Below are 18,123 nucleotides of genomic sequence, written 5' to 3'. Positions count from 1 at the left end.
GCCGAGGCCGCCGTTCTTGCCGTAGGCGGCCGCCGGTCCCTCCGGGCGCGCCGTCGGCGCCCGCGCCGGCGGCACCGCCGCGACCACCGGCACCGCCGCCAGTGCCCGCACCGCCGGCACCACCACTCCCGATCAGCCCGCCGGCCCCGCCGGTGCCGCCCTGTCCAGCCGCGTCGGTCGCACCGGCCCCGCCATTACCGAACAAAATCCCGCCGGCACCCCCATTGGCTTGCGCCAACGTGCCGCCGGCAACCCCGTCGGCGCCGTTGCCGACCAGGGGTCGTCCCACAAGCGCTTGGGTAGGCGCATTGACGGTGTTGAGCAGATCCTGACCGATGCTGGCCTCGGCAACTGCGTACTGCCCGGCGCCGGCTTTTAGTAGCGCTACGAACTGGCCGTGAAAAGCAGTCGCCTGCGCGCTGAGTGCCTGATAGGCCTGCGCGTGTGAGCCGAACAGTTCGGCGACAGCCGCCGATACCTCGTCGGCCGCCGCCGCGGCCACGCCTGTCGTAGGCGGCGCAGCGGCCGCGGAGGCCGCTTTGATTGTCGAACCGATGTTTGCCAAATCTGTTGTGGCTGCCGCTATTACGTCAGGCGCCGCGATCACATACGACATTCCGTACCTCCGACCGGCACTTCACGACCCGGCGGTCGCCTGGCGCGGTCGTCGAGCCCTGTCGAAACGCTCAATAGCGTAGCGCGATCACGGCAGCGCAAACGGAGTTTTCATCAATGCGGACAGATGGCCCGGAACAGCAAACTCTAAGCGTTGTGCTTCAAGGGTTTTCGTGCGCACACTCCGAACGCGGTTGGGAGCGGGTGTTACGCCTCGGCGCAACTGGATCTGGTCGCGTCGCCTGGCACGGTCGTCGAGCCATGTTGAAAACGCTCCAAAGCGTAGGGTGATCGCAGTAGCACAAGCCGCTTTCAGGCATCTTCGGATAGCGGAGGGCGGCCTGAGGCTAGTAGGGGTGACCAGGCTGGCTGCGGGTGCCTTCGCCGGCGGGGCCGGTGCCGCCGTCGCCGCCGGGGCCGCCGTGACCGCCGTGACCGCCGGCGCCGTCAGCCCGGGGCCACCGCCCTTGCCGCGGCGACCGGTGGGCGCGTTGCGGCCGGTGCCGCCAGCGCCGCCATGGCCGAACTCGGTGGTTGCCCGGCGCCAAAAGTGTTCCCAATGGGCATGAAAATGGCCCCCGGAGAAGTCTCCGGGAGCCATTTCACCTGGTAGCGGGGACAGGATTCGAACCTGCGACCTCTGGGTTATGAGCCCAGCGAGCTACCGAGCTGCTCCACCCCGCGTTGGTAAATGACAGGTTACCGAACCCGCGTCGCGGCGGCCAAATCGCGGGCTGACCAGGCCGCTTTTACCGGCGCACGCGCGCGGTCAGCTCGCGGAGGCGCACGAAGTCGCGCGCGGGCTGCAGGCCGATCATCAACCGCCCGTCGACCAGCCAGGCCGGCGTGCCGTCGACGCCGCGGTGCCGCGCGACCCACTCCGCCTGGCCGACGGCGGCCCCCGCGCTGCCATCGGTCAGCGCGGCGTGCAGGCGGCCCACGTCGACCCCGGCCAGGAGGGCGTGCCGGTCGACGACGGCCTGATCGTCGATGTCCTCGCCGAACACGAAGTGCGCGTCGAACAGCCGGCGGTGCAGTTCGGCGAACGCGTCGGGCTGATTGAGCCGCGCCCACTCGGCGGCCGCCAGCGCCCTGCGGCTGCGCGGTATCCGCCGGGGCCAGCGCAGCGGCATCCCCACCGCGCGGGCCTGCCGCTCGATCATCGCGTGCCGCGGCCCGTGGCCGTACCTGATCGGCACGCCGCCGGGCGGGATGCCGGGGTGCGCCTGAAACGGCAGCAGGACGACGTCGAACCCGGCCTCGACGAGGATGGCCGTCCGGTGCTGCCCGACATAGGAGAACGGGCACGCGAAGTCGTACCAGTGCAGCACCGCGCGTTCGTCGTAGTAGGGCTCACTCATCGTGTCCTCCCCGGCGCGGCGTGGATTCCCGGATCAGCGCTTCGGTGGCCCGCGTCAGCAGACCGGCGGCGTGCGTGGTGCAGCGCCGCAGATCGGGTTCCAATTCGTTCAGGGTGCGGACGGCGGCGAAGCCGGCCGCGCGGGCCTGGGCCCCGGTCAGGGTCGACACCCCGGCGATGGCGAACGTCGGCACGCCGTGGCGGTGGGCACGCCGGGACACGCCGACGGGCGCCTTGCCGCGCAGGGATTGGACGTCGAGCGATCCCTCCCCGGTCAATACCACCTTGGCGCCCAACAGGTTTCGGTCCAGCTCGATGAGTTCGAGGATCATTTCGATGCCGGGACGCATGCGTGCACCCAGCACGGACAGCGCCGCGAATCCGACGCCGCCCGCGGCGCCGGCGCCGGGGTGGTTTCGGCAGTCGGTGCCGGTCGCCCGGTCGACGATGTCCGCCCATCGGGACAGCCCGCGGTCGAGCGCGGCCACCTGGTCGCCGTCGGCGCCCTTCTGGGGCCCGTAGACGATCGCGGCACCGTGCGGTCCGCACAGCGGGTTGTCCACGTCGGCGGCGAGCGTGAAGGCGCTCCGCCCGATGGCGGGATGCAGCCCGCTCAGGTCGAGCCGATCGGCCCGCGCCAGACCGTGACCGTCGTGCGGGACCGGGTTGCCTTGGTGGTCAAGGATTTCGGCACCCAGCGCGACGAGCATGCCGGCGCCGCCGTCGGTGCTCGCGCTCCCCCCGACGGTGACGACGATGTCGCGGCAGCCGTCGTCGAGCGCGCGGCCGATCATGCTGCCCAACCCGTAGGTGGTGGCGGTCATCGGCGCCGGCGCCCCGGACGGCAGCCGCTGCAGGCCGCAGACGTCGGCCAGCTCGATGACCGCGCGCCTGCCCCTCCGCGCGTACGCGGTGTGCACCCCCGCACCGGTCGGGCCGCTGACATAGGCGGGCATGCGCTCAAACCCGGTGGCCAGGACGGCATTTAGCGTGCCCTCCCCGCCGTCGGCGACGGGGCAGGCGACGATGGTCGCCCGCGGGTCGGCCCGCCACACACCCTGCTCCATCGCCCGCGCGGCCTCGTCCGCCCGCAACGATCCCTTGAACTTGTCGGGCGCCAGGACGATGTGGCCGCCCATCAAACGACCATCCAGCCGAGCCACGAGGTGCTCTGCAGGTACACCAGGAAACACATCAGGGCCAGCAACAGCAGGCTCCACTTGAACACCGTGCGGAACAGGTCGCCCTCTTTGCCCTTCATCTGCACCGCGGCGGTGGCGATGACCAAACTCTGCGGCGAGAGCATCTTCCCGATCACGCCGCCCGACGAGTTGGCCGCCGCCAGCAGGGTCGGGCTGAGCCCGGCCGCGTGCGCCGCGCTGACCTGCAGCACCCCGAACAGCGAGTTGGAGGAGGTGTCCGACCCGGTGACCGTGACCCCGAGCCAGCCGATGATCGGCGAGACGATCCCCAGCAGGCCACCGGCGCCGGCGATCCACAGGCCCAGCGTGGTGGTTTCGCCGGACAGGTTCAGCAGGTACGCCAGTGCCAGCACCAAGCCGACTGTTATTGCGGCGCTGCGCAATTGGATCGCGGCCTGCACGTACGCCCGGGCCGCCTGGCGCGCGGAAGTGCGCAGCACGAGCATGGTGAGCAGCCCGCTGACGAACAGCAATGTGCCCGCTGCGGCGAGAAAGTCGAGCTTGTAGATGGTCAGCGGGGAGGCCTTGTGCGCGGCGTTGGCGACGTGCAGACCCGGCCAGGCGACGCTGGTGCCGCCGCGTTTGAGCAGCGCGGTGAACGGCTTCCACATCGACAGCGAGAAGATCACGGTGACCATCACGTACGGCGCGTAGGCGAGCAGGACGTCTTTGCGGGAGTCGGCCACCTCGTCGCGCACCCCGCTCGCCGGGCGGGCGGTCAGCACGGATCCATTCGGAAGCACGGCGTGTGGGCGGCTCAACGGGCCTGTCGCGCCTTCGGTTTCGCTACCATGGGCAACCTCCGCGCCGTCCAGTGGGGCCTTCGGGCGCCAGACCCGCAGCAACAGCACGATGGAGCCGGCGCTGATGATGGATCCGGCGATGTCGGTGAGCTCGACGGAAAAGAAGTTGGAGCATAGGAATTGGACGATCGCGTAGACGCCCCCGCCCATCGCGGCCGCCGGCCAGGCCTGCTTGAGCCCGTTGCGGCCGTCGACCATGAAGATCAGGATGAACGGGACGATGCACGCCAGGATGGGGGTTTGCCGGCCGACCATCGCGCCGAGCGTGTCGAGCGGCAGCCCGGTCACCCCGGACAGGGCGACGATCGGAATCCCCAAGGAGGCGAAGGCGACCGGGGCGGTGTTGGCGACGAGCGCCACGGCGGCGGCCTTCAGCGGCGAGAAGCGCAGCGCAACCAGCATCAGCGAGGTGATCGCCACCGGGGTGCCGAAACCGGCCAGGCCCTCGATGAGCGCGCCGAAGCAGAAGGCGACGATGACGGCCTGGATCCTCTGGTCCGGGGAGATCGACGCCATGGACCTGCACAGCACGTCGCGATGGCCGGTCTGCACGGTCAGGTTGTAGATCCAGATCGCGTTGAGCACCAACCACATGATGGGAAACATGCCGTAGGCGAACCCGAGCGCGGCCGAGTCGGCGACCTGGGCCGCGGGCATGTGATAGACGCCCCAGGCGATCAGCGCCGCCGTGGCAACGCCGACAGCGGCCGCGACGGGCGCCCGCATCCGAAGGCCGCCCAGCAGGACGAACATGATGATCAGCGGCAGCGCCGCGACGGCGGCGCTCCATCCGAGGGAATGGGCGACGGGCGTGTAGTCGGGCTGAAACATCTAGAGCACCGCCCCGGGGTTGAGGATGTTCTGCGGATCCAGCGCCCGCTTGATGCGCCGGGTCAGTTCCATCACGTCGGGGCCCACTTGATCGGGCAGCCAGGCCTTCTTGAGCCGGCCCACGCCGTGCTCGCCGGTGATGGTGCCGCCGAGTTCGATTGCCAGCTGCATGATTTCGCCGAAGGCCAGGTGCGCGCGCCGGGACTGGTCGGCATCGGCCGGGTCGTGCAAGATCAGCGGGTGGGTGTTGCCGTCGCCGGCGTGAGCGATGACCGCGCAGACGATGCCGCGCCGGTCGGCGATGGCCTCGATGCCCTCGATCAGCGCGGGTAGCGCCGGCATCGGCACGCCGACGTCCTCGAGCAGCAGGTCGCCGAGGCGCTCGACGGCGGGGATGGCGAATCTGCGCGCCGCCGTGAACGCCTCGCCCTCTTTCGGGTCGTCGGTGGCGAACACGTCGGTGGCGTTGGCGTGCGTGAACGCTTGTGCGATGAAGGCCATTTCGTTTTCCCGGTCGCCGGGCGAGTCGGACTGGGCGATGAGCATCGCGTGGGCGCCGAGATCCAGGCCCATCCTGAGGTGGCTTTCCACCGCGGCGATCGTGGTGCGGTCCATGAACTCGAGCATCGCGGGCCGCATCGCCCGGGTGACGCTGCAGATCGCTTCGGCCGCGTCGCGCACCGAGGCGAACGAAGCCACCACGGTGCTGGCCGGCGGCTGCGGCGGCAGCAGCCGCAGCGTCAGCTCGGTGATGACGCCGAGCGTGCCCTCGCTGCCCACGAACAGCTTGGTCAGCGACAAGCCGGCCGAGTCCTTGAGGCGCGGGCCTCCGAGGCGCACGACCGTCCCGTCGGCCAGGACCACTTCCAGCCCGAGGATGTAATCGGTTGTGACGCCGTACTTCACGCAGCACAGCCCGCCGGCGTTGGTCGCGGCGTTGCCGCCGATGGAACAGAATTCGAAGGACGACGGATCGGGGGGGTACCACAACCCGTGCTCGGCGACGGCCCGTTTGACCTCGGCGTTGGTGAGGCCCGGTTGCACCACGGCGGTTCGCGTCACCGGGTCGACGTCGATGTTCCGCATCAGCTCGGTGGTCAGCACGATGCCCCCGTCGACCGCCGTGGCGCCGCCCGACAGACCGGAGCCCGCTCCGCGCGGGACCACCGGAACCCCGGCCGCGGCGGCCCAGCGCAGCACGGCCTCAACGTCCTCGGTGCTCCCGGCCCGCACCACGGCCAGCGGGTGCCCGGCGTCCGGATCTTTGGCCCGGTCTTGTCGATAGCTCTCGATCACGTCCGGGTCGGTGAGCACAAGCACGTTCGGGATGCCGGTGAGCACGTCGCCGCCGCGTTCGTCCAATGCCGTCATTGGCGAGTTCCATTTCGTATGTCGGAATTATCATTTCGCGTTTTTCACCGTGGCATGGCTCACGTTTGACTGTCAAAGGAAACCTCGGTTGTCAGTAGGTCCTTCTTCCAACTTCACCGTGGTTGACCGGCCGTCACCGTGAAACCGGCTCCACAGCGGTTGACAACGGGCCTGAGGGAGGCCTTCACTGATTTCGGTATTCGATCCATCTATTTCGTATTACGGAATCACTATCAGAGGGGAGTGCCGTGTCGCCTGCGACCTACACGGTGAACTGTTCGATCCTGTTCACCGACCTGCCCGTGCTCAAGCGGCCGGCGGCCGCTCGGGCGGCGGGCTTTGACGCGGTGGAATTCTGGTGGCCTTTCGCAGAGGCGGCACCGCCCGACGGCGACGTCGATCCGTTCGTCCGCGCGATCCGCGATGCCGGCGTTCAGCTGAGCGGACTGAACTTCGCGGCCGGTGACATGCCCGCCGGCGACCGCGGCATCGTGTCCGACCCCGCGTCGGTGACCGCGTTCCGGGACAGCGTCGACGTCGCCGTCGGCATCGCCAAGGCGCTGGGCACCCGGGCCTTTAATGCGCTCTACGGCAACCGCATCGAGGGCTTTTCGCCGGCGGCCCAAGACGACGTGGCGGCCGAGAACCTCGCGTACGCGGCTCAGGCCGCCCAACGCATCGGCGCGACGGTGCTGATCGAGCCGGTCAGCGGCGCGCCCCGCTACCCCGTCAGGACCGTGGCGGACGCGGTCCGGGTCGTCGAGCGCGTGCGCAGCCGGTCGGGGTACGAAAACCTGCGCGTGCTGGCCGATCTCTACCACCTGTACGTCAACGGCGACGACGTGGCCGCCGCGCTGCACGTGCACGCCGACCGGGTCGGCCACGTCCAGATCGCCGACGCGCCCGGCCGCGGCGAGCCGGGGACCGGCGAGATCGCGCTCGACAAATATGTCGGAATACTGCTCGACCGCGGCTACGACGGGTACATCGGCCTGGAGTACAAGCGCAGCCGGTCCGACACCTTCGACTGGCTGCCGGCGGCCGAACGGGGCCGCGGCGGCGTCAACATCGAATCCCTTGCGGCACATGCGGGAACGAGGAACCAATGAGCACCATCGCTTTCATCGGGTTGGGCATCATGGGCAGCCCCATGGCGTGCCACCTGGCGCGGGCCGGCCACCGGGTCGTCGGCTACAACCGATCGCCGGGGCGCGCCGCCGCGCTGGTCGAGGCGGGCGGGTTCGCGGCCGAGTCGATCGAGGAGGCGGTCAAGGACGCCGACGTGGTGGCCGTCATGGTTCCGGACTCCCCCGATGTGCAGGACGTGTTGTCCTCGGAGGGAGGGGTTTTCGCGCACGCCCAGCCCGAAACCCTGGTGATCGACTTCTCCTCGATCCGCCCCGACGTCACCAAGGAACTGGCGCAGGAGGCGCAGCGACGGGGCCTGCGCATCATCGACGCCCCGGTCTCCGGCGGTGAGGCCGGCGCCCAGAACGCGTCGCTGTCGATCATGGTCGGCGCCACCGACCGTGACTTCGCCGCCGCCAAGCCGATCCTGGAAGTCGTCGGCAAGACGATCGTCCACGTCGGCCCCAACGGGGCGGGCCAGACCGTCAAGGCCGCCAATCAACTGATCGTTGCGGGCAACATCGAACTCCTCGCCGAGGCGATCACCTTCCTGCGGGCCTACGGGGTGGACCTCGACGCGGCGGTCAAGGTGCTGGGCGGCGGTCTGGCCGGCTCGGCGGTCCTCGATCAAAAGGCCGCGAAGATGTTGGCCCGCAATTTCGACCCGGGCTTCCGAATCGAGCTGCACCACAAGGACATGGGCATCGTGACCGGCGCGGCCCGCGAGGCCGACGTCGTCATCCCGCTCGGCGCGGTGGTCGCGCAGCTGATGGCGTCCGCGCTCGCCAACGGCGACGGGGCCCTGGATCACTCGGGCCTGCTGCTGGGCGTCGAGCGGCTGTCGGGACGCGGGGAAAGCTAGCACGATGACGCGGATGCGCACGGTCGACGCGGCCGTAAGAATTCTCGAGATCGAGGGTGCCACACAGGCCTTCGGCCTGCCCGGCGCGGCGATCAACCCCTTCTATTCGGCGATGCGCGCCCACGGCGGGATCAGGCACGTGCTGGCCCGGCACGTCGAGGCCGCCAGCCACATGGCCGAGGGGTACACCCGCGCCGCGGCCGGCAACATCGGGGTCTGCGTCGGCACCTCCGGCCCGGCGGGCACCGACATGATCACCGGGTTGTATTCGGCCAGCGCGGATTCCATCCCGATCCTGGCGATCACCGGGCAGGCGCCGGTGAACAAGCTGCACAAGGAGGACTTCCAGGCCGTCGACATCGCGGCGATCGCGGCACCGGTGACCAAGATGGCCATGACGGTGCTCGAGCCCGGTCAGGTGCCCGGCGCGTTCGCCCAGGCGTTTCACCTGATGCGATCGGGCCGGCCCGGCCCGGTGCTGATCGACCTGCCCATCGACGTGCAGCTCGCCGAGATCGACTTCGACCCAACGGCTTACGCCCCGCTGCCCGTATACAAACCGTGCGCCGGCCCGGCGCAGATCAACAAGGCGCTCGACATGTTGCAGACGGCGCAGCGCCCGCTCATCGTCGCCGGCGGCGGCATCATCAACGCGAATGCCTGCGACCTACTGGTCGAGCTGGCCGAGGTGCTCAACGTCCCCGTGGTGCCCACGCTGATGGGCTGGGGTGCGATCCCCGACGACCATCCGCTGGCCGCCGGCATGGTCGGGCTGCAGACCGCGCACCGCTACGGCAACGCCAGCATGCTCGAGTCCGATTTCGTGCTCGGCATCGGAAACCGCTGGGCCAACCGCCACACCGGCGGGCTCGACACCTACCGGCGCGGCCGACGCTTCGTGCACATCGACATCGAGCCCACCCAGATCGGCCGCGTGTTCCCGCCCGACCTTGGCATCGTCTCCGACGCCAAGGCGGCGCTGGAACTGCTGGTTGCGCTCGGGACGGCGCGGGCCGCCGCGGGCACGCTGCCCGACTGGAGCGGGTGGGTGGGCGCCTGCCGGCACCGCAAGGAGACCCTGCATCGCAAGACCCACTTCGACGACGTTCCGATCAAGCCGCAACGGGTGTACGAGGAGATGAACCGCGCCTTCGGCCGCGACGTCCGCTACGTCACGGCGATCGGGCTCTCGCAGATCGCGGGCGGCCAATTCCTCAAGGTGTTCGAGCCCCGGCACTGGATCAACTGCGGCCAGGCCGGACCCCTCGGATGGACGGTGCCCGCCGCGCTGGGCGTCGTCGCCGCCGACCCGACCGCGACGGTCGTCGGTTTGTCGGGCGACTACGACTTCCAATTCCTGATCGAAGAGCTCGCCGTCGGCGCGCAATTCAACCTGCCCTATGTCCATGTGGTGGTGAACAATTCGTACCTCGGGCTCATCCGCCAGGCCCAGCTGAACTTCGACATGGACTACTGCGTCTCGCTGGCCTTCGACAACATCAACGCCCAGGAGACCGGGGACAGCGACCTGCCGAAGGGATACGGGGTCGACCACCGCAGCGTCGTGGAAGGACTGGGCTGCAAGGCCATTCAGGTCACCGAGCCGTCCGACATCGGACCGGCGCTGAGCCGGGCGCAACAACTCGCGCGCGAACACAAGGTGCCCGTCGTGGTCGAGGTGTTCCTGGAACGGATCACGAACATCGCGATGGGCACCGACATCGACAACATCAGCGAATACGAGGAGCTCGCGACGCTGCCCTCCGAGTGACCTTGCTGCCGGCGTCAATTTCGTGATACGAAAAAGCGCAGGCGGGATGACGGGCCCTCGGGGCTGGATCGGAAGCGGTGATGGCTCGCGGTACCCAGGAAAGCCCACGTACGGGCGCCGTTCAGTCGGTTGAGCGGGCGTTCGAGCTGCTGGAGATCCTGGCGACGATGGGCGGGACCGGCGCGCTCGGCGACCTCGCGGCGCGGGCGGATCTGCCGGCGCCGACGATCCATCGGCTCGCGCGCACCCTGTTGGGCATGGGGTACCTGCGGCAGCTGCCGAATCGGCATTACTCGTTGGGGCCCAAGCTGATCCGGCTCGGTGAGAGCGCCGCACACCTCGTCGGCACCTGGTCTCGGCCGCATCTGCTCGAGCTGGTGGAGCGCACCGGTGAGACGGCGAACATGGCGCTGATGGACAACGACATGGCCGTCTACGTCGCGCAGGTGCCCTCGCCCCACTCGATGCGGATGTTCACCGAGGTGGGCCGCCGCGTCTACCCGCATTGCACCGGCGTCGGCAAGGCGCTGCTGATGCAGCTGCCCAACGACGCGGTGCGTGCCCTGGTGGCGCGGACCGGGATGCCCGCCGCGACCGAGAACTCCCACACCACACCCAAGGAGCTGCTCCGCGACATCGAGTTGTGCCGGTCCCGCGGCTACGCCGTCGACGAGGGCGAGCAGGAGGTGGGTGTGCGGTGTTTCGCCGTGCCGGTGCCCGACGCGCCGTCGTTGACGGCGATCTCGATCTCGGGCCCCGCGGCACGCGTCACACTGAAATCCGCCACGGAGGTCACTCCCCTGCTCAAGCGCGTCGCCCGCGACATCGCCTCGGAGTTCGACAAGGAGGCCGCCGGATAGGACCTCAGTGCGACGGCGGGTTCAGCCCGTAGCGCCGCGCAATGTCGTCCATCCACTCCGGGTTGCCGTACGTCAGGCCGTATTTGTTTGCCAACTCGCCGAATTCGGGCAGTTCGTGCAGGACCTTGCCGACCGGGTCGTTCGCGTGCTCCACGAGCAGCTCACCGAGCTCGCGGAAGTAATTCTCGAATCCGCCGGGGGTGATGATCTCGATGATGCGGCCGGGCTCGCTGCCGGCGTTCCACATCGCGTGCATCTGCCCGCGCGGCTTGGTGATGTACCCGCCCGGACCGAGGACCACTTCGCTGTCATCGGAGCGGAAACCGATCTCACCCGCCAGCACGATCGAATGCTCGTCTTCGCGGGTGTGCCGGTGCGCCGCGGTCAGCAGGCCGACTTCGAACGGGTGCTCGACGATGGAGACCTCGCCCCCGTTGGTCTTCCCGGACAGCTTGAACACCGCGCCGAAACCGGGCAGGGCCACGTGATCGCCCTCCCCGGGCTGGACGACCGTGACCCCGATTTCACCCGCACCGGCCATGTGACCCACCTCCGGGAATTGTTATACCGGTTTTCGACTTGCGCAGCCATGCCACTTTTCTCGCACTCCGTCATCCCGAGAACACGGGCAGGGTGATCCCGACCGCGACGTTTTCGTCCGGCGTCGCCAGCCGGTAGCCGTACCGCCCCGCGGTCTCGACGAAGCGCGCCACCTCTCGGGCGGTCGGTGGCGGCGAGCCCACGGGCCGCCCGACGTCGCGAAAAAACCGGCCCATGCGCGCCGTCGTGATGATCAGATCGACGGCGGGTTCTTGTGAGACGTTGCGGTGCGCGTGCGGAACGTCGCCCGGCACCCGGACGTAATCTCCGGCGCGGGCATCGCGCCATTCCAGCCCGCCGCGGTTTTCGACCAGCACCTGGTGGCCGCCGGCCAGGATGTAGAAATCCTCGAAGTCGTCGTGCCGGTGCAGCGGTACCACCACCCCGGGCGGGATGACCGCGCGCATGACGCAGAACTGCTTTTCGTCCGGCGGAGTCATGAACTCCACGACGGGTCCGAAGACTTCCAACGCGTCCCGACCGGTGGCTGGCGTCACGGTGTCCTCACGGTCGGGGCCGCGGAATGGTTCAGGGGCACCACTAGACCGCGGCCGCCAACCCCGTCATCGTCGGTTCGTCTTGAGGCGACCACAGCGGTTGTGGCACCTCGACACCGAACGGGGCATCCCAGTGGTTGCGGGACGAAACCTCTTGCACCGGGCGGCGATTGGCCGCCACGCCCCACTTACCCAGCGGGTAGCCGAGGGTCAGCATGGCCGACATCTTCCAGCCTTCCTCGACAGGCACGCCCAGCATTTCGTTGACCTTGTCCCGGAAGTTGTTGAGCACCATCGTCATGACGCCGCCGACGCCCTCGGCACGGGCGGCGAGCAGGGCGCTCCAGATCGCGGGGTAGATGTTGGCGCCACCGAGATCGTCGATCGAGAAGACGAAGAGCAACAGGGGAACCTCGTCGAAGTGGTCGGTCAGGTAGTTGCCGGAGCCCTTGATCCGGCGCATCGTCTCGGCGTGAGCGGTGAGGTCCGCGCCCGGCCCCGGCACGACCATCGGTCCCTGCCCGGTGCTGAACTTCTCGTACTCAAGGGCGCGGGCCTGCCGGAACAGTTCGCCGAACTCGTGGATGAGTTTCGGGTCGTCGACGGCGACAAAGTGCCAGCGTTGGGTGTTGCCGCCGTTGGGTGCGCGGACGGCCGCATCGAGGATGCGGGCCTGCACGTCCAGCGGAACCGGGTCCGGCCGCAACCGCCGCATCATCCTGGTGGTGTACAGCGCCTCGTGAATCTCCATTTGTCCTGCTCCTCTCCGCTATTCGGGCCAGCTGCTGCTGAGAACGAAGTCGACCATGTTCCCCGGCTTGAACGTGGGGTCGAAGTGCGCCAGCACGTCGGCGTTCATCGTCCCGAAGGTGGTGTCCGGGCGATGCTTCATGCCGTCGTTGAAGGCCGCCAGGATGCGGTTCTTGAAGTCGGGACGGGGGTGGGCGGCGGTCACCGCGTCGACCGCTTCCGGGTCCAGGGCCTCAAGCCCGACGCCGACCACGTCGGTCTTGACACCGGCTGCGAGCGAAGCGGTTTCGGGGTCGAGCCGGGCGGGAACTTCGGGCGTCGAGTGCAGGGCGATGCCGAGCCACACCCTGCCGGCGTCGGCCTGTCCGACACCGCGCCCGAGCAGGAAGTCGCGCGCCGCGTCGGCACCGTCCATCTCGAAGCGCTGGGTCGAGGCGCCGTAGCGCGCGGTGAGGCCGAGGTCGTGGAACATTGCGCCCACGTAGAGCAGTTCCGCGTCTACAGCCAGGCCGAGGCGGCGAGCGTGTAGCGCGCCGAAGAGGAACACCCGCCGTGAGTGGTGGAACAGCACGTCGTCTTCGGCGGCGCGGACGAAGTCGGTCGCGTCCCGCGCGAGCGCGGTGTCGGGGATGGCGATGCCGGCTATGGTTTCGATGGACTGAATCGCCATGATCGCCTCTCCTTCGTGGACTAGCTCCATCTTCCGGCGCCGCGCGGCCATTCACCGGTGCCGTTCCGGCCGCCTTTCCCACAGAATCCGACACGCATCGCGTTGCGTGGCGCCCTTATCTCATTGCGTACATGCGCTTACGTGGTTTGGCGATCATCTGCAGCACCGTCGACGGATGGAACAACTCGGCGCGATCACTGACCATGTTCATCATCCGCAGGAATTTCTGGACCATTACCGGCTCGGTCTCCGCGGCGGACAGCACGTGGTCCAAGAAGGCGTTGCGGAGCCGCACGGACACGGTTCGATTCCCGGCTACGTGCGGCAAAGCCAGGTCAGAACTTACCGCCGCCCGCCATGCCACGCCGATGTGTTGGGCGGCGAGGCCGAAGAACCGTCGGGGTAGGCCTTCTTCGCCTTCCTCAAGGCAGTCACGCAGGATCAGCGCCTCGATCGCGGCAACCGACATCCCTTGGCCATAAAGCGGATTGAAGTTGCACATCGCGTCGCCCATCACGATCAGACCGTCCGGCGTGCGCGGGAGCTTGTCGTAGCGTCGCCACCGGTTGGAGGGAAACTTGTACTGCGCGACATCGGTGAGTGGTTCCGCAGACCGCGCCGCGGCCAGGGCATGCGGGGGCGCGATGTCGGTCAGGCCGTTGAGCAAGGCGGCGCGATCGGTGGGCACCGGCCGCCCGGCGAGCGTTTGCACCGCGAGCACATAGGTGTCGTTTTCACCGCCGAACATCGCAAACGCGGTGGGGCGCCCGGGCTCGGCCGCGGTGATCGTGAAGTTCTCCCGCAGCGTGCCCGGCGCGACGTGCACGCGCATGCTGGCGTAGGTGACATGCACGGCCAACTTGTCTTCGCGCGGACGTCGGTAGCCGAGTTGCTGGAGGAACATCGGAGTGCGCGAGCCGCGCCCGGTGGCATCCACGACGAGATCCGCCGCGAGGGTCCGCTCGGCGCCCGAGTCGCGCGCAGCCAGCACGGCCCCGGTCACGCGCCCGCGCTGCGGGGTCGACGTCAGCCGCACCGCGTCGTGGCCGTCCAGGAACGTCACGTTGGGAATGGAACGGACGCGGCGACGCAAGTGCCACTCGATAAATGGCCGGTGCGCATGGTGAATAACGATGGACTCGGGGTCGGGGATCTTGCCGGAACGAAGCAGTGGGTGTCCATTGAAGGTCAAGTCCAGCCGCGAGAGGTCGCCGTCGTCCCACACCCGTGCGCCGCCGGCAACCAGCTCGTCGAGAAAGCCGGGGAACAGCTCGTCCATGATCCCTGCCGCCCGGGTCGGCAGGGTGTGAGGCTGAGCGCCCTGCGGCACTCCGCGACGGGTCAGCGGTCCGTCCGGGAGGACGTCGCGTTCGACCACGGTCACGGTGGCGTAGAAGTCGGCGAGTACCCGCGCGGCCAGCAGCCCGGCGACGCTGGCCCCGAGAACCACTGCGGCGCCCCGAGATTCAGACGAGTTCATACCCACGCTTTCCTTTGGTTCGCCGCCCATCCCAAATCTGTTGCAGCACTGCGGCGGCGGCATGCGAAGTCGAGGCCGGTCAGCCGGCCTCGACGCTTGTCCGGCCGCGCCCCGTTGGGCGGCCCTTCCAAAGTGTGCTGCGGGCACCGCTCGGGCACCGATCCGATTTCGGACGGCTATCCCACAGTTCGCGACATCACCGGCCGGCCGGCGCTATTCGGGCCAGGCGTTGCCGAGGATGATCTCGACGAAGTCGTCACGGCGGAACGCCGGGTCGAAGTGTTGCAGCACATCCGCGTTGACCGTGCCGAACGTGCTGTGCGGGCGGTGCTTCATGCCATCGTTGAAGGCGGCCAGGATGCGCCGCTTGAAGTCCGGGCGCGGATGGGCGGCCGTCACGGCGTCGATGGATTCGGGCGTGAGGTCCTCGCGGCCGATGCCGAGCACGTCGGTTTCGACACCCGCTGTGACCAAGGCGATTTCGGGTTCGAGGAACTCGGGGATGCCGGGCGTGGTGTGCAGCGCGATGCCCAGCCACACCTTGTTGGCGTCGGCCTCGTCGACGCCGCGCTCCAACAGGAAATCGCGCGCCGCGTTGGCGCTGTCCACCTCGAAGCGCAGGGTGGAGCTGCGGTAGCGCTCGGTGAGGCCGAGGTCGTGAAACATCGCCCCGGCGTAGAGCAATTCGAGGTCCGGTTGCAGCCCGCGGCGCCGGCCCTGCAGCACACCGAACAGGAACACCCGGCGGGAATGGTCGAAGAGCAGATCGTCTTCGGCGTCGCGAATGTACTCGGTGACCTCGCGCACCAGCTTGGTGTCCGGGATGACGATGTCGGCGATGGCTTCGATCGGCTGGGTGACCACGATCAACCTCCTGAGTTGGGCGATACTGGCTATCAGTGTCCGGGCACCCGGCTCCGGGCACCCGGGGCTTTTGAGCCGCCTTCACCACAGAACGCGACGCGATCGTCGGCCGATAGCCGGCCAGCACGGTCGGGTGCGACATCTTTGCCACAGATTGCGACAATGGGCCCGTGGCGGAAGCCGGTGTGCGGTCGCGGGTTGTGGTCATCGTCGTCTTCGACGACGTGACGATGCTGGACGTCGCGGGGGCGGGCGAGGTGTTCGCCGAAGCCAACCGATTCGGCGCCGACTATCGAATAAAGATCGCATCGGTGGACGGCCGCGACGTCACGACGTCGATCGGCACCCGGCTGGGCGTCACGGACGCGCTTTCGTCGATCGAGTCGGCCGACATCATCATGGTCGCCGGCAGCGACGACCTGCCGCGCCGCGCGATCGATCCGGCGCTCGTCGACGCGGTCAAGTCGGCCGCGGAGCGGACCCGGCGGCTGGCCTCGATCTGCACGGGCTCGTTCATCCTGGCGCAGGCCGGCCTGCTCAACGGGCGGCGCGCCACCACGCACTGGCATGACGCCCGGTTGTTCGCCCGGGCCTTTCCCGACGTCGCGGTCGAGCCGGACCCGCTTTTCGTCCGCGACGGCGACGTCTTCACCTCGGCCGGGGTGTCGTCGGGAATCGACTTGGCGCTGGCGCTCGTCGAAATGGATCACGGCACCGAGCTGGTCCGAGATGTGGCCCGGTGGTTGGTCGTCTACCTCAAGCGGGCGGGCGGGCAGTCGCAATTCTCCGTGCTGGTCGAGGCCCAGCCGCCGCCGCAGTCCCCGCTGCGCAAGGTCACCGAGGCGATCTCGGCCGACCCGGCGGCCAACCACAGCGTGAAAACGCTTGCCGCGCAGGCCTCCCTGAGCACGCGGCAGCTGACCCGGCTGTTTCAATCCGAACTCGGCACCACCCCGGCCCGCTACGTCGAGATGGTGCGCATCGACGCCGCCCGCGCCGCACTCGACGCGGGGCGCAGCGTCGCCGACACGGCGCGCCTCGCCGGGTTCGGTAGCACCGAAAGCCTGCGGCGGGTATTCGTCGACCAGCTCGGTGTCTCGCCGAAGGCCTACCGGGACAGATTCCGGACCGCGTCCCGCGGCTAAGTTACGGCGGCATACTGTTCCGCCATGCACATTGATGTGATGGCGGTCCCGCAGCCGCTGGACAAGATCGGTGACTTGGCCCGTCGCACCCGGGCGGCGGGGTTCTCCGGCCTGCTGTTGACCGAGACCGGTCGCACGCCGTACCTCAACGCCGCCGTCGCGTCGCAGGCCGCGCCCGGTCTCGAGCTGTCAACCGGTGTCGCGGTGGCGTTCCCGCGCAGCCCCTTCATCACGGCGGCCACCGCGTGGGAGCTTCAGGAAGCGACCGGCGGGAAGTTCCGGCTCGGTCTGGGCACCCAGGTGCGCACGCACGTCGTGCGGCGCTACGGCGTGGCCTTCGAGCGCCCGGGCCCGCGGCTGCGCGACTACGTGCTCGCCGTGAAGTCGTGCTTCACCGCCTTCCGCACGGGCAAGCTCGATCACCACGGCGAGTTCTACGATCTCGACTTCATCACCCCGCAGTGGAGCGCCGGACCCATCGACGCGCCGGACCCGAAAGTCGATGTGGCGGCGGTGAATCCGTGGATGCTGCGGATGGCGGGCGAGGTGGCCGATGGCGTGCATGTGCACCCGCTCGGCGAGCCGGGCTATCTCGCCCGTCATGTCGTGCCCAACATCGCGAACGGCGCGGCGAAAGCGGGGCGCTCGCGGTCGGACATCGCCGTGATCGTGCCGGTGATGACGATCGTCGGGGACACCGACGAGGAGCGCGACACCGAACGCGAGTCGGTGCGCGCCAGCATGTCCTTCTACGGCAGCACCCCCAACTACGCGTTCATCTGGGACGAGGCCGGCTTCGAGGGGACGACGGCACGCATCCGCGAGAAGCAGAAGGCCGGGGACTTCGCCGGCATGGCGGCCCAGATCTCCGACGAGCACATCGCCGCCTTCGCCACCGAGTCGACGTGGGACGGGTTGGCCGGCGCGCTGGCCGACAAGTACGGCGGGATGGCCACGCGGTTGGTGTTCTACAACGCGCAGGGCGACCGCGAGCGCTTCGAGCGCTACGGCGAGGTGGCCCGGCGGCTCCAGGGCTGAGCGCGGCTACTTGGTGGCGTTGTACTTGTTGATCGCGTCGTCCAGCCGCTGCAGCGCCGCGCCGTAGGCGGCGAAATCGCCCTTCTTCTGGGCGTCTTTCGCCGCGCCGATCGCGGCCTGGATCTCCTGCAGCGCGGCCGCTTTGGCCGGGGACAGCGTCGTCGAGCCGTCCGGGGACGGTGGCACCGCGGTGGGCGGCGGCGGGCCCGGGGGTACCGCCTTCCGCACGGGCAAGCTCGATCACCACGGCGAGTTCTACGATCTCGACTTCATCAC

Annotated in this window: 17 protein-coding genes, 1 tRNA gene and 1 pseudogene; 6 read left to right on the top strand and 13 right to left on the bottom strand. The window is 68.9% G+C overall.

Annotation, left to right across the window (positions count from 1 at the left end; all coding sequences use genetic code 11):
- From A5655_RS27540 to A5655_RS25515, 6 genes are all read right to left on the bottom strand, one after another.
- On the bottom strand, nucleotides 1-616 hold a 616-nt coding region (locus A5655_RS27540; RefSeq protein ID WP_156765036.1), incomplete at its 3' end, for a PE family protein.
- A 606-nt stretch (nucleotides 617-1,222) separates the two neighbouring features.
- A tRNA-Met gene (locus tag A5655_RS25535) sits at nucleotides 1,223-1,299 on the bottom strand.
- Nucleotides 1,300-1,364: 65 nt separating this feature from the next.
- Nucleotides 1,365-1,976 (bottom strand): DsbA family protein, encoded by a 612-nt coding sequence (locus A5655_RS25530; protein ID WP_067015439.1) that lies wholly within the window; start codon nucleotides 1,974-1,976, stop codon nucleotides 1,365-1,367.
- Nucleotides 1,969-3,114, bottom strand: a complete 1,146-nt coding sequence (locus A5655_RS25525) for a glycerate kinase (protein ID WP_067015436.1) — start codon at nucleotides 3,112-3,114, stop codon at nucleotides 1,969-1,971. The genes A5655_RS25530 and A5655_RS25525 overlap by 8 nt, the downstream gene beginning before the upstream one ends.
- Complete coding sequence (locus A5655_RS25520; protein ID WP_067015433.1) at nucleotides 3,114-4,811, bottom strand: L-lactate permease; 1,698 nt, start codon at nucleotides 4,809-4,811, stop codon at nucleotides 3,114-3,116. Before A5655_RS25520 ends, A5655_RS25525 begins: the two co-directional genes overlap by 1 nt.
- Nucleotides 4,812-6,182: an FAD-binding oxidoreductase gene (locus tag A5655_RS25515; protein ID WP_067015431.1), complete on the bottom strand. Its 1,371-nt coding sequence runs from the start codon at nucleotides 6,180-6,182 to the stop codon at nucleotides 4,812-4,814.
- Nucleotides 6,183-6,430: 248 nt separating this feature from the next.
- Here A5655_RS25515 and A5655_RS25510 point away from each other — a divergent pair, with 248 nt between their 5' ends.
- The 4 genes from A5655_RS25510 to A5655_RS25495 all read left to right on the top strand — a co-directional run bounded on the left by A5655_RS25510 (nucleotide 6,431) and on the right by A5655_RS25495 (nucleotide 10,803).
- Nucleotides 6,431-7,291: a hydroxypyruvate isomerase family protein gene (locus A5655_RS25510; protein WP_067015427.1), complete on the top strand. Its 861-nt coding sequence runs from the start codon at nucleotides 6,431-6,433 to the stop codon at nucleotides 7,289-7,291.
- On the top strand, nucleotides 7,288-8,172 hold the full coding sequence (locus A5655_RS25505; protein ID WP_067015424.1) for a 2-hydroxy-3-oxopropionate reductase: 885 nt from the start codon (nucleotides 7,288-7,290) through the stop codon (nucleotides 8,170-8,172). Before A5655_RS25510 ends, A5655_RS25505 begins: the two co-directional genes overlap by 4 nt.
- A 4-nt stretch (nucleotides 8,173-8,176) precedes the next feature.
- A complete protein-coding gene (gcl, locus tag A5655_RS25500) occupies nucleotides 8,177-9,943 on the top strand; it encodes a glyoxylate carboligase (protein ID WP_067015423.1) in 1,767 nt (588 codons plus the stop codon).
- Between the two features lie 80 nt (nucleotides 9,944-10,023).
- On the top strand, nucleotides 10,024-10,803 hold the full coding sequence (locus A5655_RS25495; protein ID WP_067015420.1) for an IclR family transcriptional regulator: 780 nt from the start codon (nucleotides 10,024-10,026) through the stop codon (nucleotides 10,801-10,803).
- Between the two features lie 4 nt (nucleotides 10,804-10,807).
- On the opposite strand, the gene A5655_RS25490 is transcribed toward A5655_RS25495, so the two are convergent.
- From A5655_RS25490 to A5655_RS25465, 6 genes are all read right to left on the bottom strand, one after another.
- Nucleotides 10,808-11,344: a cupin domain-containing protein gene (locus tag A5655_RS25490; RefSeq protein ID WP_067015417.1), complete on the bottom strand. Its 537-nt coding sequence runs from the start codon at nucleotides 11,342-11,344 to the stop codon at nucleotides 10,808-10,810.
- Nucleotides 11,345-11,414: 70 nt separating this feature from the next.
- On the bottom strand, nucleotides 11,415-11,900 hold the full coding sequence (locus A5655_RS25485; RefSeq protein ID WP_067015414.1) for a cupin domain-containing protein: 486 nt from the start codon (nucleotides 11,898-11,900) through the stop codon (nucleotides 11,415-11,417).
- A 43-nt stretch (nucleotides 11,901-11,943) separates the two neighbouring features.
- Nucleotides 11,944-12,651, bottom strand: coding sequence for a nitroreductase family protein (locus A5655_RS25480; protein ID WP_067015412.1), 708 nt, complete (start codon nucleotides 12,649-12,651; stop codon nucleotides 11,944-11,946).
- A gap of 18 nt (nucleotides 12,652-12,669) precedes the next feature.
- Nucleotides 12,670-13,320: an HD domain-containing protein gene (locus A5655_RS25475; protein WP_067015451.1), complete on the bottom strand. Its 651-nt coding sequence runs from the start codon at nucleotides 13,318-13,320 to the stop codon at nucleotides 12,670-12,672.
- Nucleotides 13,321-13,435: 115 nt separating this feature from the next.
- Complete coding sequence (locus A5655_RS25470) at nucleotides 13,436-14,830, bottom strand: NAD(P)/FAD-dependent oxidoreductase (protein ID WP_231999272.1); 1,395 nt, start codon at nucleotides 14,828-14,830, stop codon at nucleotides 13,436-13,438.
- Between the two features lie 183 nt (nucleotides 14,831-15,013).
- Nucleotides 15,014-15,664 carry an HD domain-containing protein gene (locus A5655_RS25465; protein WP_067015445.1) on the bottom strand — a complete coding sequence of 217 codons (651 nt, stop codon included), beginning with the start codon at nucleotides 15,662-15,664 and terminating at the stop codon, nucleotides 15,014-15,016.
- Nucleotides 15,665-15,894: 230 nt separating this feature from the next.
- Here A5655_RS25465 and A5655_RS25460 point away from each other — a divergent pair, with 230 nt between their 5' ends.
- A complete protein-coding gene (locus A5655_RS25460) occupies nucleotides 15,895-16,809 on the top strand; it encodes a GlxA family transcriptional regulator (RefSeq protein ID WP_067015442.1) in 915 nt (304 codons plus the stop codon).
- Between the two features lie 24 nt (nucleotides 16,810-16,833).
- Nucleotides 16,834-17,847: a TIGR03617 family F420-dependent LLM class oxidoreductase gene (locus A5655_RS25455; RefSeq protein WP_067015409.1), complete on the top strand. Its 1,014-nt coding sequence runs from the start codon at nucleotides 16,834-16,836 to the stop codon at nucleotides 17,845-17,847.
- A gap of 6 nt (nucleotides 17,848-17,853) precedes the next feature.
- On the opposite strand, the pseudogene A5655_RS25450 reads toward A5655_RS25455, so the two are convergent.
- Nucleotides 17,854-18,060, bottom strand: a pseudogene (locus tag A5655_RS25450) (hypothetical protein); the annotation flags it as partial.
- Nucleotides 18,061-18,123 lie beyond the last annotated feature (63 nt).

Origin of the sequence: Mycobacterium sp. 1081908.1, from assembly GCF_001673535.1 — a bacterium.
Taxonomy (GTDB): Bacteria; Actinomycetota; Actinomycetes; order Mycobacteriales; family Mycobacteriaceae; genus Mycobacterium.
Note: the sequence above shows the minus strand (reverse complement) of the source record. Positions and strands in the feature narration are given on the sequence as shown.

What these genes read in the sequence shown, in the direction of transcription:
- A5655_RS25525 (WP_067015436.1), bottom strand. Translation starts at nt 3,114, where the DNA reads ATGGGCGGCCACATCGTCCTGGCGCCCGACAAGTTCAAGGGATCGTTG.
- A5655_RS25460 (WP_067015442.1), top strand. Translation starts at nt 15,895, where the DNA reads ATGCTGGACGTCGCGGGGGCGGGCGAGGTGTTCGCCGAAGCCAACCGA.
- A5655_RS25455 (WP_067015409.1), top strand. Translation starts at nt 16,834, where the DNA reads ATGCACATTGATGTGATGGCGGTCCCGCAGCCGCTGGACAAGATCGGT.
- gcl (WP_067015423.1), top strand. Translation starts at nt 8,177, where the DNA reads ATGACGCGGATGCGCACGGTCGACGCGGCCGTAAGAATTCTCGAGATC.
- A5655_RS25475 (WP_067015451.1), bottom strand. Translation starts at nt 13,320, where the DNA reads ATGGCGATTCAGTCCATCGAAACCATAGCCGGCATCGCCATCCCCGAC.
- A5655_RS25520 (WP_067015433.1), bottom strand. Translation starts at nt 4,811, where the DNA reads ATGTTTCAGCCCGACTACACGCCCGTCGCCCATTCCCTCGGATGGAGC.
- A5655_RS25530 (WP_067015439.1), bottom strand. Translation starts at nt 1,976, where the DNA reads ATGAGTGAGCCCTACTACGACGAACGCGCGGTGCTGCACTGGTACGAC.
- A5655_RS25470 (WP_231999272.1), bottom strand. Translation starts at nt 14,830, where the DNA reads ATGGGCGGCGAACCAAAGGAAAGCGTGGGTATGAACTCGTCTGAATCT.
- A5655_RS25480 (WP_067015412.1), bottom strand. Translation starts at nt 12,651, where the DNA reads ATGGAGATTCACGAGGCGCTGTACACCACCAGGATGATGCGGCGGTTG.
- A5655_RS25490 (WP_067015417.1), bottom strand. Translation starts at nt 11,344, where the DNA reads ATGGCCGGTGCGGGTGAAATCGGGGTCACGGTCGTCCAGCCCGGGGAG.
- A5655_RS25495 (WP_067015420.1), top strand. Translation starts at nt 10,024, where the DNA reads ATGGCTCGCGGTACCCAGGAAAGCCCACGTACGGGCGCCGTTCAGTCG.
- A5655_RS25505 (WP_067015424.1), top strand. Translation starts at nt 7,288, where the DNA reads ATGAGCACCATCGCTTTCATCGGGTTGGGCATCATGGGCAGCCCCATG.
- A5655_RS25515 (WP_067015431.1), bottom strand. Translation starts at nt 6,182, where the DNA reads ATGACGGCATTGGACGAACGCGGCGGCGACGTGCTCACCGGCATCCCG.